Below are 14213 nucleotides of genomic sequence, written 5' to 3'. Positions count from 1 at the left end.
CATAAACACATTCTTATTATCTTCCCCACAGATAAGAATCGGAACCTTTTCTTTTTGCGGTTTCAGCCCCATACTTCTCAAAGATACGGTTGAAGATCACCATATCGCCGGGAGCCATATTGACGATCTCGAACCCCACGTTGAACGAAGTGGGGTCAATATGATCGGGGTGACACCATTTACTGCGCGCGATAAATGTCATGGAAGTCTTATCAGCGACTTCGGCGGTAAGGTCGATCAGTAAGTGGAAATCCTTCCCGGTAGGGATCTGTTGCTGGCAATCGAGTTTAAATCCACCCGTACTGATGTCTGACAGATAGCCGATGATCTGTTTGGTCGAATCGTCCTTGACCTGCATGTAATATGTAAAATCTCGTCTGTCCTTTTTTCTCTTATTGTTGGCCATGAAAAAACTCCTTCCTTTCAGCCCAATCAGTATAAAAGATTTCAGAACTTGCCTCAATGGTACATCAGAATGAGAATGTCTTTGTAATTTTTGTACCTTGAAGGTATGTACGGCTACTCAGCTTTCAAAATATGCGTGAGAATGGTTGCGCCAGAGCCGCCAATATTTTGTGTCATGCCGATTTTTGCGCCATCTACCTGCGTTTCGCCACATTCACCGCGTAATTGTTGGGTTGCCTCGACGATTTGATATACTCCTGTCGCGCCCACGGGGTGTCCACGTGCTTTCAACCCTCCGCGCGTGCAAATGGGCAAACGTCCCTTGGGGGTGATCTCATTGTCCAAACCGAGGCGCACGCCCTGACCTCTCTCTGCAAAGCCACATGCCTCCAGCGACAAAGCCGCCATGATCGAGAATGCGTCGTGCAGTTCGAAGAAATCAATATCATCTTTCGTGAGGCCTGCCATCTCATATGCTCTTTTGGATGAGGCATACGCGGCAGAGAGGAACATGGGGTCTTTTCTTGAATGGACGGCAATCGAATCAGTTGCCGATGCCGAGCCTGCTACAACAACCCTCGGCCTTCCCTTCACTGACGCCACTTTATCTGCAGGGACAATGATCACTGCGGCCGCGCCATCGCCGATGGGGGAAGCGTCCATTAAGTTGATCGGGGAAGCTACCATGCTCGATTTTTCATATTGATCTGCATTGATCTTCTGATGTAACCGCGCAAACGGGTTGTGCATGGCATTGGCATGTGCATTGACCGAGAACGGTGCGAAGTCTGAATGTTTCCACCCAAACTCGTGGATGTATCTTCGCATCACCAAGGCGTTGATACCAACGAACGAAATCCCTTGTTCCAATTCGTAGTCTGCATCTGATGCGGCCGCCAATGCAGATGTCACATCGCGACCGGCTTTGTCCGTCATTTTTTCCACACCCACTACCAGCGCAGAGTCGATATCGCCGGAGGCAACAGCTATAAGTCCAGCACGAAGCGCCGCGGCACCTGAAGCGCACGCGGCCTCCACTTTTACAGCTTCCTGTCCCCAGAGCCCGATCCAATCTGAAAAGAAAGTCCCAAGCTGGTTCTGCCCACTGATGTTGGAGGAAAGCATGTTGCCGACGAAGAGCGCATCCACCTTGCTCATGCCTGCATCTTGCATGGCCGCAAAGGCGGCGTTGCCGCCGATCTCGCGCAGGGAAAGTTCCCAGTGCTCGTCAATTTTGATCTGACCGATTCCTAAAATGGCTGTTTTTCTCATAGTGTCTCAAAGCGTATTTTAACTGATATGTCTCTCAGTAACTATCAAAAAAGGAGCGGCTTTTGCCGCTCCTTTTTTGTTGTTTGTCACCTATTTATTTTTGCCGTTCCCGTTATTGTTACCGTTACCCTGGTTATTCTTGTTTGGGTTTCCATTCCCATTTCCGTGACCGTTTTCTGGTTGAGATGGTTGTTCGGTAGTATCGTCATTGTTCGCATGGTTGGAAACAACGACACCAAGGTTGTTCTTTTTCTCTGATACCTCTTTTTTGAACTGTCCCCAATTGGTCGGTATATTCTCGGTGCCTTCAGGGAAGAGGGCACTGTAATCTCCACTTTGCTTGGCTTCCAGGATTTGTCCAGCGAGGCTCGCATCGCCACCAAGATTTTGTGACATCCAAAGGGATTGTGCAATGAGGCCAAATCCGAAACCTCCATTATGATATTCATCGATCACACTGGCATCTTCTTCAAAGAATGTAGCCAGGATCTTCGAGAGAGGGTGATAGGACTCTTCCACAGGTTCTTCATCTGGGAGTACCGTTGTTGGGTCGATTTCAATTAATGTACCGTATTGGGTTGTATCTGCAATGGGTTCGTTTGTAACGGGGTCCAAAGCGACCAACCCAAGCCCAATGGCTGTATCCACGCTTAGGCGGACGGTTTGAGTTTCTCCCGATTCATCTGCTATCGTTACAAGGACGGATGTTGCGCCAATCGTATCAGTTTCAAGGTTGATGCTTTGGATGGTTCCGGTGATGGGTGTTGCATCCTGTGTTTGCGGGGCCGCGGCTGCAATCCCAACTTGCGCAAACAAGACCGTGGCGATGAGCAACAAGCTTGTGAAAACTTTTATCTTGAACATGTTTTTCTCCTTCTTTGGTTGAGTTACATTATTCATTCTAACCAGCTTATTGTCGGTTTTCTCTTCGCATAATTGAAACAGTACTAAATGACCAAATCACATACTGAAAAACTATCCAAATATAAGTAATATATGGCTGAAACGTTCTATTTATTCTCATCTTTATCTTAATTCGTTTATACTTGCAAAAGATTTAATGTGAAGTTCGGTACGAGGAGATATTTATGGAACACTCCGTCTGGTTGGGAAGCCTGATGAATGCTGTAGCAGATGTCGGTGAAGAGGGACGCGTTGCTGTCGAGTTTTTGCAGGCACGAGGGGCGAAGGTCGGGTTCAAATTGGTGCGCCCCAATGTTGGTGCGTTTTGGACTGTGTTCGGAAATATCCACTTGAATTCCCATTATTATTCATATGAAACTCCGCTTGATGATCTTCGCATCAAAACATTGATCATCCATGAAGCGCGTCACTTAAGGCAGGGATTCTTCACTGCCTTGTCTGTGTATGGTGAACTCGATGCCTGGCAGTTGGAGTTCAGTGTTTATTATCGCGTGAGGGGGAGTTACCCGCATCCTGCCATTGCTGAGTTGATGTCACTGTCTTTGGAATACAACAGAGATGTTTTCAAGAAGGCCGCTAAACTTATGCAGGATTATGCAGGGAAGGGCTATCGTATTGACCTTCTGCCGCTCTATCCTTTGGGACGTGAGATCCGGTATTGGTTTACTCGGAAATGACCTTTTTTCCACATACGCAGGATTCCTATGATTTTCTTCACTGTAGAGGGGTGACATTGCTACTCAGAATTGGGGTGAATACCCCATGACCTGTAATGGGACGCATTTGATTGATATAATCGAAATTATCTAGTTTAGTTTTAGGAGAGTGCAATGATCAAAAGGATCAAGGTTAGCACAATACAGTATGGGATGATCGCTCTGGTTTTGGGAGTATTTCTTCTCCTTGCCATGACAATCTACCCCACAAACTCTGTATCTGCTGCGCCATTACCTCAGGGTGAGAAGCCGTCAAACGATACTTGTTTAACCTGCCATCAGCAGGAAGGCATGACAACCCAGATAGGCGATCAGGCTCTTTCGCTAACGATCAACGCAGATCTGTTTTCAGCTTCTGTGCATGGTACAGAAGCCGTTGCCTGCGTGGATTGTCATACGAACATCACGGGTTTTCCTCATCCCGAAGTGACTGCCAAGAGTACGCGAGATTTCTCTTTGGAGTTGTATCCCACTTGTCAGCAATGTCATAGTGAGCAAAACCAAAAGGTGTTGGATAGTGTCCATCAGACCGCATTAGCGGCTGGTAATACCAATGCCGCCGTTTGTACGGATTGCCATAACCCTCATACACAGACGCGCATCACCGATAAGGCTACCAGTGAACTTTTACCAGATGCGCGTATTGCTGTTCCGCAAACTTGTGCCAAATGCCATAGTACGATCTACGACACCTATGCTGAAAGTGTCCATGGAAAAGCATTGGCACAGGAAAACAATGTAGACGTTCCCACTTGTACCGATTGTCACGGTGTTCATGATATTCAAGACCCAACCACCAACACATTCCGTAACAGCACACCGCTCCTTTGCGCCAAATGTCATACGGACAGTACGATCATGGATAAATATGGTCTTTCAACAAATGTGTTGAATTCCTATGTGTCCGATTTCCATGGCACAACCGTGAAAATGTTCGAAGATGTAGATCCTAATCAACCTACGAACAAGCCTGTTTGTACCGATTGTCATGGCATCCACGATATTCTTAAAGTGGATGATCCCAATGCTGGCATTGCCTTCAAGAGTAACCTGCTCGTCAAATGTCAGCAGTGTCATCCTGACGCCACGACCAATACATTCACGGATGCATGGTTGAGTCATTATGAACCCAGCCCAGAAGTATTTCCGTTGGTTTACTATGTCAACCTGTTCTATAAATTCTTCATACCTGCCGTATTGGGAGGCATGATCGTATTTGTGTTGAGCGATGTATACCGCAGGTTTATTGTGCGCAAGGCGCAGGGCAAAGGAGACTCACACAAATGAGCCAAAAAGTTACCACACCTCGCTTCTATGAGCGCTTCCCGCTTGCGCGCCGCATCGAGCATATGGTCATGTTGCTCTCGTTTACTACGCTTGGTCTCACGGGCTTGCCTCAAAAATTCCCGTCATCCGGTATCTCTGTTGCGTTTGTAAGTTTGCTTGGCGGTATCGAGAGCCTTCGCACGATCCATCATTTTGCCGCCGTTGTGATGATGCTTGGCACGATCTGGCATTTGCTTGTCTTTGGGTATATGGCTTATGTCCGCCGGACCCGTTTGAGCATGTTGCCGAGTTTTCAAGATGCGAAGGATGCCTTGCAGGTTTTCCTTTATAACATCGGTATCTCGAAGACCTTCCCACAAATGGGACGTTATACCTTCGAAGAAAAGATGGAATACTGGGCTTTTGTTTGGGGTACCGCTGTAATGGTTGTTACCGGCTTTATGATGTGGAACCCGATCTCCACCGTCAAATTTCTTCCGGGCGAAGTTATCCCGGCTGCCAAAGCGGCACATGGTGGGGAGGCGGTATTGGCCGTCCTTGCCATTATTATCTGGCATATGTACGGTGTACACATTAAGCGCCTTAACAAGTCCATGTTCACGGGGCAGATGAGTGAAGAAGATATGCTCCACGAGCATCCGCTTGAACTTGCCGATATCAAAGCTGGTATTGCCAATCGTCCTGTTGATCCTGTCACGCTTCGCAAACGGCAGAATATCTATTTGCCGATCGCCGCAGTGATCGCCCTTCTCCTGATCGGCGGCATATATAGATTTGTCACTGCGGAGAACACTGCGATCACTACAACCGAACGACAGGTCCCAACTGTCGAAGTGTATGTTCCTCAGACGCCCACTCCCGTGCCGACTCAACCTTCAACGATAGCTGGTACATCATCCCCAACTTGGGATAACGCTGTCAGCGCAATCTTTACAGCGAAATGCACATCCTGTCATGGTGCTGGTGCAATGGCCGGATTGAACCTCTCCACCTATGCTGATGCGATCAAAAGCGGTAAATCGGGTCCGGTGATCGTGGCAGGTGATGTCGAGAACAGCCTGCTCATCAAGAAGCAACAGGCAGGCGGTCACCCCGGCCAATTGACTCCCGAAGAGATCGCTCAGATTATTGAATGGATTAACGCGGGAGCGCTTGAAAAGTAAATTTGAAATATGTTAGGAGATAATCAAAACGCGCCCAAACGGGCGCGTTTTGATTATCTTATATATTCTTTGCTTATGCTCTCACAGGTTCGGTCGCTTTTACACGGACAGTTTCATGCTCTTCCTCGACCAACGTATGATCTACAACTCTCAAATATTTCACACCGAGTGAGAAGGCTGTCAGACCATAGGCGATGATCGCGGAACCTGTCAATATTTCAACGAGTGATGGGGTATAGGTTGTGTAAGTCACAGCCGCACCAGGGACGTAAGACATGAGAACCAATTGGCCTGTGATATTCGTATCCCAGCGGAAGGCAACTACACCTCCAGCCACCAACAATAACGCAATCATACGCCAGAAGGGATTCATGCGGGTGGGTCTGTATAACAATAGGATCATGGGCACGAGCATGCCTAGCAACATCTCACCGATCCAGAAATTGAAAGACATTGGGCCCTGTGTCAAAAAGCGCAGGCCTTCGCTACGTCCCGGATCATATGTGTAAGTTTGTGCTAACACATCCCACGCGCGGAAGTAGAAGTAACCGATGAGCAGGTAACCGACGAAATGAGCGACTCGTTCGATCAGCGCATCATTGATCCTTGCTTTCTTGGTCAACAGTGACGAAAGCATGGATGCGAATAGTGTCAGCGAAATACCACCGACGATGGCTGAGAACATGAATAACACAGACATCTCCGGTTTGAACCAAAACGGACGCGCTTTGATCACGCCATAGGTTGCACCAAGCGATGACTGATGCAAGCTGGAAAGTCCCAGACCGATGATCGCGAGGATCGGTGCATAGTGATGAACCCCGCTCATCATGTTTGCGACCTTCGGGAAACGTTTTCTCAGCCATTCAAGATTGGCAATGATAGGCATCGCTTCGAGCATCAACACGGTGAGATACAGGATCACGCACATTGTCACTTCCCACAAAAGGGAATGTACATTCCAATAGACCATCGAATGCCAAAAGCGCTCTGGCTTGCCGATATCAAGGATAAGCGCCAAGGTTGCCATGGTATAGCCGATGAGCCCAACAAATGTCGCTGTGCGAGCGATGGGTTGGTAGCGCTTCAAGCCGAAGAGATACACACCTGCGCACAAACTGAATGCGCCTGCGCCCAATGCAATGGATGAAAGATCAATCGTGATCCATAAGCCCCACGGCACAAGATCACTCAGGTTGGTAATAACCAAACCTTTCCAGAAAACCAGGATGCCCGCAACCAGTCCGCTGAATAAGATGACGCCCATAACGCCGAGCCATATCGTCCAGGGAGTGATGACAAGTTTCTCGCGTAATTTCTTCAACATGGTTACGCCTCCTTCTTCGGGACAGCTGGTATGTAGTAGACGCGTGGTTCTGTCCCCAAATCTTCGCGCAAACGATACGTGTACTGTTCGTGTAATGCCTTGCTGACGTTAGACTCGGGATCGTTCACATCGCCGAACATGCGTGTTCCGGTGGGGCAGGCAACTACACAAGCTGGGGTTGCATCATTATCCACGCCTGGTGTGAGGCCAAGCTCCAAACCACGATCAATGCGCTGGTAACAGAACGAACATTTCTCCGGCACACCACGCGGACGGCGATCCACTTCAGGTTCACCCCATTCGGGGACGGCCGGGTTTGCACCAGTGAATGCATCCCAGTTGAAGGAACGTGCGCCATACGGGCATGCCACTTGGCAATATCGGCAACCGATACAACGATCGTAATCCATCATCACAATGCCATCGGGGCGGTAGTAGGATGCTTTCACAGGGCACACTTCCACACATGGAGCATCTTCACATTGCATACACGGACGCGGCAGATATACTTTCGTATCGCCGATGGGCTCTGCCTCAAGAATGGGATTCCACGTGATGTCCGGCGAGACATCATTATGTGCACGACAAGCCAGTACACAATATCCACACCCTGTACATACATTCTGGTCAATGATCATGGCCCATTTGCGACCATTCTCGTTGGAAACTGCTTCTGATGCGTTAGCTTTTTTGACGACCCGCAAACCGATGGCGGTTGCCGCAGTTGCACCGGCAACTTTTAGCAAGTCACGTCGGGATAATGTTTTATCACTCATTGTTGGCTCCCTTTGAAAGGCGACGATATGCTCGTTCCAGCCATGGGGCAAGAACCATGCCCGCGGCTAAACCAAGTACACCTGCCATACTAGCAAACCCAAGTGGGCTGACTGGGGCAGGTTCATTACTGACCGGCGGAACAGGTGAAACAACAGGGGATGGCGCAGGAGTGGGAGTTCCGCCAACTTCTTCTGCTTTTATAGCGGCCGCCGCAACAGCCTGACCAGGCGCATGCATTTGATTGGCATGACATTTATTGCATGTATCTAAAGACGGCAAGAAACTGTGATCCGGAGATTTGTGAGTGGTAGCAAAGTCCGTTTTACCTGTATCTTCACCCACATTGAACCCAAGATGACAGTTGACACAAGTGACACCCGACTCGGCATGTTTGGAGGTGGGGAAGTTCTTCATCGCGTCTTTATGGCAATTCTCGCACAGTGCTGATGCATCTCCGTTGGTAACGGATGTTGTACCTGCAACTGTTTTCATCCCTGCCGCATGCGGGTCATGACAAACCGTGCACTCCATACCGCGTTGGTAATGTACGCTTAGCTTCCAATTGTCTGTGGAAAAGCGAGGATCACTGTGGCACTTCCCACACAGATCCGGCGATGAGTTCACAGGCATATTGTCTTTTGGATGATTGGACGGAATTGGGCTGTGACACGCCGCGCAGTTAACTCCCTCAGATTGTGATGTGCCGGTTGCGGGATCGTAATCGGTTGAATGGCAAACCAAACAAGCACCCGGCTTTCCCTGGGCATTCCAATCTTCCAGGAAAATCGGATCACTTGTCGCGTGTCCATGCGGACCGTTTTGCCATGTTTCTTGTGTGTCTTTATGACAGTTGGTGCAACTATCATACGTTATGGCGTTTGCCGTAGGAGTCGGTGTCTCACCACCATCTTGCGCACTAACTACAACAAGCGTAACGCCTGCGGCAAGCAGGGCAAACATCAGGGCTATCAAAAGTCTTTCGACTGATTTGATCATCGTAATCATTCTCCTTGAAAATACTTATGCAGGCACAGGAGCCTTGCGGAACACTTCGCAGGAGAGACATTCTTCCCGCAAATAACCGTTGGGCAGACGGTATGTTTGCCAGCATGGCAGTTGCGATTGACCGGCAACACAGTTACTTTGTTGTTCGGGTGAACAACCTTTGATTTCCCAGCACCGAGGTTTCTCCACCAACACCGGGAGTTCCACCTCTGATTGCCAGCGTGCATCCAGCTTGCGCAGGAACAGGATCAAAACAGCGGTCAATGCGATCGGTATGGCCAATCGAAGCGCAAGACCTGCAAGTATCATGAGAAAAGAAAAAATATTTTCCATAGTTTCACCTCACATTACGAGACCAATAATTTGCTTCTCGTCGGCGTATCCATTCACCTACAGAGAGCAGGATTCCGAAGGGGATAACAACCCGAAGCAGGAAGATAACGGTGATAGCGATCGCGTTCATTTTGGACTCCTTTCTTACATCTGCTCTTAGTGTATGAGAAATTGATAAGAAAAGATATTCGGCAGACTCCCAATCTTTGAGCCGGCGATTCAACCCACCCGTAAGTCTGAATCGTGGGTCAGATACCTACTCTCACCCCATGCCTGATTCTGCTTAATGCTTGTTTGTGGGGTGTTTGCCCTACTCGAATTAATGCTACAAGTCGTGTAAAATCGGTTACATTCATCCGAATAGGGTATGACATCCGTTCTTATTGCATAATTAGCTTAAGATTAAAATAAATGGGAGATTAAAAGGTACAATTGCCCCAATTAATATTGTCAGGAGGTGCTATTAGAAGAATACCTACTTAAGCATCTTGTGTAAGAAAACCACGAAAGGAGAAATGTAAATGTCAATCAAAAAGATTTTAGTGCTTCTGGGGGTGTTGATTGTTGCGGCTGTACTCATTACAGCCTGCGGTGGTAAGCCCGAACCAACCGCTGCGCCCACCGAAGAAGTGGTTGCCCCCACTGCAACTTCCGAGCCCACGGAAGTTCCTCCTACACCAACTCCAGATCCTGCTCAAGTGAATACTGATCTGTTCGCAGGTTCCGCTCATGCGAATGGTGATAGCGAACCGTTCAAGCATTGGGATGCCGAGACCCCGGCTGAAATTCCTGCAAGCTGTGCCAAGTGCCACAGTGAAGCCGGTTTCAAAGATTTCCTTGCTGATGGTAAAGTCGATGCGGCTGTTGCTGCACCCGGCGCGCCCTTCACCTGCGAAACCTGCCATAATGACGCCGTCAAAGCCCAGACCGAAGTGGTCTTCCCCTCCGGTGCAGTTGTTTCTGCTGAGAAGGCTGGTCCTTCTGCAGTTTGTATGAACTGCCATCAAGGCCGTGAGTCCAAGGTCAGCGTTGATAAGAAGCTGGCTGGTTTTGGTGAGAACCTCGACCCCGATGCTGTGCCCGCACCTTACAAGGACGACAAAGGTAACGAAGTCAAGTTGGGCTTTAGCAATATCCATTACTTCGCCGCGGCCGCCACGTTATATGGCTCCGAGGTGGGTGGTGGGTATCAGTACGATGGCAAGACATATGATGCCAAACACTCACATGTTGAGATGGCTGATTCCTGCGTTGGTTGTCACAACCAGCACAGCCTCGAACTGCAACTTGATAAATGCCAGATCTGTCACGGCGAAGAAGCTGTTGATGTGGAAGGTTTGAAGAATATCCGTGAACCCTCCTCTGCCAGCGACTATGATGGTGACGGCAATGTGGAAGAGGGTGTTGCGTTTGAAATTCAAGGCCTTCAAGAAATTCTGTTGTCATCCATCCAGAACTATGCCAAGGAAGTTGGCGGCGCTGAGATCAAATATGATCCCGCTACTTACCCGTACTTCATGGGTGCTGATGGCAAGGCCTATCCGAGTTGGACACCTCGTCTGCTCAAGGCCGCCTATAACTACCAGACCTCCATCAAGGACCCCGGTGCATTCGCTCACGGTGGCAAGTACATCATTGAGTTGCTCTTTGACTCCATCGAAGACATCAACTCCAGTGAAAAACTCACCACCAAGTTCGATGTTGCCACGCTCACCCGCACAGACGCCGGTCACTTTGACGGCTCTGCCGAAGCTTGGCGCCATTGGGATGCCGCTGTTGAAGGTGGAAAACCCGCCTTTACTGTGGAAGCCGGTTGTGTGAAGTGCCACAGTGCCACCGCTTTGCCGATGCTACTGGCTGGCAAGACCCCCGAAGAAGTTGGCGAACAGCCTGCTGGTAACGGTTTGCTTTGCTCCACCTGTCACGATGAAGCCAATTGGCCCAATCGCTATGCAGTGAAGGAAGTAACCATGCCTTCCGGTAAAGTTGTCACCTTTGGTGATGGCGATGGCTCCAACTTGTGTATCAATTGTCATCAAGGCCGTGAATCCAAGGCGAGCGTGGATAAGACCATTGCTTCCTTCAACCCGACCGATATGGATGCAGTCCCTGCTCCGTTGGAAAAAGATGGCAAGAAGACCTTCCTCGGCTTCAAGAACATCCACTACTTCCCGGCTGGCGTGACCATCTTTGGTACCGAAGCTCAGGGCGCGTATGAATTCGATGGTAAGACGTACGTCGGTATGTCCACGCACCCGGTTAACAAGTGCGCCGACTGTCACAACGTCCATGCGCTGGAACCCAAGCTCGAAGAATGCCAGAAGTGTCATGCTGAGGCTGGCAAAGAACCTGAAACCATCCGTATGAGTGCTGGTGATTACGATGGTGATGGCAATGTTACTGAAGGTGTCTCTGAAGAACTCGCAGGTTTGCGCGAGATCTTAGCTACTCAGATGAACGCCTACACCAAAGCGAAGAAGCTCGATGGTATTGTTTACAATCCCAGTGCCTACCCCTACTTCTTTGCGGACCAAAACCGTGACGGCAAGATCGATCAGGATGATAAAGGCGCGAATGTACGTTATAGCACCTGGTCACCGAATCTTTTGAAAGCTGCCTTCAACTATCAGTACGCCACGAAAGACCCCGGCGCGTTTGTTCACAACCCGAAATATGTTGCCCAGATCTTGATCGACTCGATTGAGATGATGGGTGGCGACGTGAGCAAGCTGGCACGGCCATAAAGGTTCCATAGAACCAGTGGAAAATGACGGCGGGCGCATTGCGCCCGCCGTTTCTTTTTTAAAATAGTAGTGCTGACTTCAGTCGTTGCTACTATGCCTTGATGATCCCTTTGCGAATGGCATAGCGGACAAGGTCAGCACGGGAATGCAAGTTCAACTTGCGCATGATGTTCTCACGGTGGCGCGCCACGGTTTTGGGGCTGATGACAAGCGCCGTTGCAATCTCCTCATTGTTCGCGCCTTCTGCCAAGTAGGTGAGTACTTCCTGCTCACGGTCGGTCAACTCGGATGTGGTTTGTTCGGGACGCCCTCCACTCAGGTAGTCGCGTACTAGCAACTTCGCGAGCGATGGATACAGATACACTTGTCCGTTTGCTGCGGCGCGGATGGCCGTGAGAAGTTCCTCAGGAGCGGCACGTTTAGGGACGTACCCCGAAGCCCCAGCATCCAACATCTGAAAAAAATATTCTTCATCCTCGTGGATCGTGAGTGCAACGATGGCTACTTCAGGCATGCGCTTTTTGATCTCGCGAGTTGTCTCGATACCAGACATATCCGGTAAACCAATATCCATGAGGATCACATTTGGTTTAAGGTTTTGAGCTTGTTGCAGGGCACTCATTGCGCTATCTGCCTCGCCTACGATCTGGACGTCCTGCTCATTTTCCAACAACATTTTCAAACCCGAACGGACAACTGCATGATCATCTACCAGTAAGAGCTTTGTGACAGTGTTCATCTTTCACCTCTTTCGGAGTCAGACAATTCGCTTTTTCTGTTTGTGGTCTCTTTTACCAAATAATCAGGATCTTGGCATGGGATCAACGCCTCAACCTCTGTACCGTAGCCTGGTTTCGATTGAATGACCACACTTCCACCGAGGAGTGCGGCGCGTTCTTGCATGCCAGCCAGCCCAAGCGATTGTCGGCGGCTTGGCTCCACATTCACAGCATTCAAATTGAATCCAAGCCCATTATCTTGCACGTTAATGCGGACACTCTTTTCAAGATATTGCAGGCGGATATTCACATTCGTAGCTTTGGAGTGCTTGATGATGTTGTTCATGCACTCCTGAATGATACGGAAGATCGTGATCTTCATGGCTTCGGCCAGTTCATGTTCCTCTCCAATAATATCCACGCGAATGGTAAGGGACGAGTCTTCTTGTATGCGGTTGGCATACCAGCGTATGGCGGCAGGCAGGCCGAGATCATCGAGGTGAGAGGGGCGCAGGTCTGAGATGAGACGCCCTAATTCCCGAAGGGAATCATTTGTCATTGTTTCGAGTTTGTGCAGTGTATCAAGCGCGTCTTTATTACGGTTCAATTTACCGGAAAGGCCGCGTAAACCCATGCCTAAGGCTGTGAGAGATTGTCCGGTTTCATCGTGTAGATCACGTGCAATGCGTTGACGTTCCGATTCTTGTGCGGCAACCACACTGCGGAAGAGTTCCCCGCGCATGGTTTCGCGTTGCTGGGCTTCTTGCAAGCGTTCCTCTTGCAGTTCAGCGATCTTGGCATCAGTTTCTGCTTGAAAGGCGTGCAAAAAGCGGATCACAAAGACAGAGGCGATGACGGCCATGATGGCACGGAACATTTGAATGGAAAAGCCGAACAACGATAGAAATAATTGCTCATTCAAGAATGTGGAGGGGGGGATGGGCGTTTGGCGTGTGAACAATTGGCCGAGCAATCCATACCACCCGAAGGCCACGGCGGCCCATAGGGCATCCTGCCCAAAGCGGATCAGGCCAGAGCGGCGAAAAGCTCGTTGTTGTATGATCAGCCCAATGGAAGTTAGAAGCGCAGAGGGGATGGCGAGTGTGTAGCGTGTCCACACGTCAGCAATTTGCCAGAGAGTCTCGCCGGTGTATTGTCCACGAAAGCTATAGAGACCGAACACCCAGATGGCCTCGAGACCGATCGGGATGAGCAGGATCAGGCGGCGAGAGACTTCAGTTTTTGCGAGAAGGAAACTGCCGAACGCAGCGAGTGAGATAAAGGAGAAGGCCAGAATGGAAAGTTTGACGCCTTCTACTAACGGTTGCAGGCTTACGTGCCCCATGAGGCTGAACATCTCAAGCCATTCGTGCAGGGCATGCACAATGCCGAAGCCAGCCAACGGCCTGAGCGCTTTGCGTAAGCGGATGTCAGAGGACCGGCCGCCTTCCAATGCAACCAATAGACCCATGCTGAAGAATGCAAGGCCGTAAGCAAAGTAGACCAGGACGATCAAAGGTATATTCATTCGAAGTTTCGCC

At 49.5% G+C, this 14213-nt stretch carries 13 protein-coding genes; 4 read left to right on the top strand and 9 right to left on the bottom strand.

Going from position 1 to position 14213, the window contains the following annotated elements; all coding sequences use genetic code 11:
• Positions 1–16 precede the first annotated feature (16 nt).
• From IPP66_01000 to IPP66_00990, 3 genes are all read right to left on the bottom strand, one after another.
• On the bottom strand, positions 17–406 hold the full coding sequence (locus IPP66_01000) for a PilZ domain-containing protein (GenBank protein MBK9923843.1): 390 nt from the start codon (positions 404–406) through the stop codon (positions 17–19).
• A gap of 113 nt (positions 407–519) precedes the next feature.
• Positions 520–1677: a thiolase domain-containing protein gene (locus IPP66_00995; GenBank protein ID MBK9923842.1), complete on the bottom strand. Its 1158-nt coding sequence runs from the start codon at positions 1675–1677 to the stop codon at positions 520–522.
• A 90-nt stretch (positions 1678–1767) separates the two neighbouring features.
• Positions 1768–2541, bottom strand: a complete 774-nt coding sequence (locus IPP66_00990; protein ID MBK9923841.1) for a hypothetical protein — start codon at positions 2539–2541, stop codon at positions 1768–1770.
• A gap of 224 nt (positions 2542–2765) precedes the next feature.
• Between IPP66_00990 and IPP66_00985 the strand changes: the two genes are divergently transcribed.
• The 3 genes from IPP66_00985 (at position 2766) to IPP66_00975 (ending at position 5767) form a co-directional block, all read left to right on the top strand.
• Positions 2766–3278: a hypothetical protein gene (locus tag IPP66_00985; GenBank protein ID MBK9923840.1), complete on the top strand. Its 513-nt coding sequence runs from the start codon at positions 2766–2768 to the stop codon at positions 3276–3278.
• A gap of 153 nt (positions 3279–3431) precedes the next feature.
• A complete protein-coding gene (locus tag IPP66_00980; GenBank protein ID MBK9923839.1) occupies positions 3432–4604 on the top strand; it encodes an ammonia-forming cytochrome c nitrite reductase subunit c552 in 1173 nt (390 codons plus the stop codon).
• A complete protein-coding gene (locus IPP66_00975; protein MBK9923838.1) occupies positions 4601–5767 on the top strand; it encodes a cytochrome b/b6 domain-containing protein in 1167 nt (388 codons plus the stop codon). The genes IPP66_00980 and IPP66_00975 overlap by 4 nt, the downstream gene beginning before the upstream one ends.
• 73 nt (positions 5768–5840) lie before the next feature.
• Here IPP66_00975 and nrfD read toward each other — a convergent pair whose 3' ends face one another.
• The 4 genes from nrfD to IPP66_00955 are packed head-to-tail and all read right to left on the bottom strand — an operon-like array spanning position 5841 to position 9209.
• A complete protein-coding gene (nrfD, locus tag IPP66_00970) occupies positions 5841–7094 on the bottom strand; it encodes a polysulfide reductase NrfD (protein MBK9923837.1) in 1254 nt (417 codons plus the stop codon).
• Positions 7095–7096: 2 nt separating this feature from the next.
• The gene (locus IPP66_00965) at positions 7097–7870 is read right to left on the bottom strand and encodes a 4Fe-4S dicluster domain-containing protein (GenBank protein ID MBK9923836.1); all 774 of its coding nucleotides are present in this window, start codon (positions 7868–7870) and stop codon (positions 7097–7099) included.
• On the bottom strand, positions 7863–8867 hold the full coding sequence (locus IPP66_00960; protein ID MBK9923835.1) for a hypothetical protein: 1005 nt from the start codon (positions 8865–8867) through the stop codon (positions 7863–7865). The genes IPP66_00965 and IPP66_00960 overlap by 8 nt, the downstream gene beginning before the upstream one ends.
• Positions 8868–8891: 24 nt before the next feature.
• The gene (locus IPP66_00955; protein MBK9923834.1) at positions 8892–9209 is read right to left on the bottom strand and encodes a hypothetical protein; all 318 of its coding nucleotides are present in this window, start codon (positions 9207–9209) and stop codon (positions 8892–8894) included.
• A 521-nt stretch (positions 9210–9730) separates the two neighbouring features.
• On the opposite strand from IPP66_00955, the gene IPP66_00950 reads away from it, so the two are divergent.
• Positions 9731–11953 (top strand): hypothetical protein, encoded by a 2223-nt coding sequence (locus tag IPP66_00950; GenBank protein ID MBK9923833.1) that lies wholly within the window; start codon positions 9731–9733, stop codon positions 11951–11953.
• A 91-nt stretch (positions 11954–12044) separates the two neighbouring features.
• Here the strand turns inward: IPP66_00950 and IPP66_00945 are convergent, their stop codons facing one another.
• Positions 12045–12692 carry a response regulator transcription factor gene (locus tag IPP66_00945; GenBank protein ID MBK9923832.1) on the bottom strand — a complete coding sequence of 216 codons (648 nt, stop codon included), beginning with the start codon at positions 12690–12692 and terminating at the stop codon, positions 12045–12047.
• Positions 12689–14200, bottom strand: a complete 1512-nt coding sequence (locus IPP66_00940) for a sensor histidine kinase (GenBank protein ID MBK9923831.1) — start codon at positions 14198–14200, stop codon at positions 12689–12691. The genes IPP66_00945 and IPP66_00940 overlap by 4 nt, the downstream gene beginning before the upstream one ends.
• Between the last annotated feature and the right edge of the window lie 13 nt (positions 14201–14213).

This window comes from Candidatus Defluviilinea proxima, assembly GCA_016721115.1.
Classification (GTDB): domain Bacteria; phylum Chloroflexota; class Anaerolineae; order Anaerolineales; family Villigracilaceae; genus Defluviilinea; species Defluviilinea proxima.
Note: the sequence above shows the minus strand (reverse complement) of the source record. Positions and strands in the feature narration are given on the sequence as shown.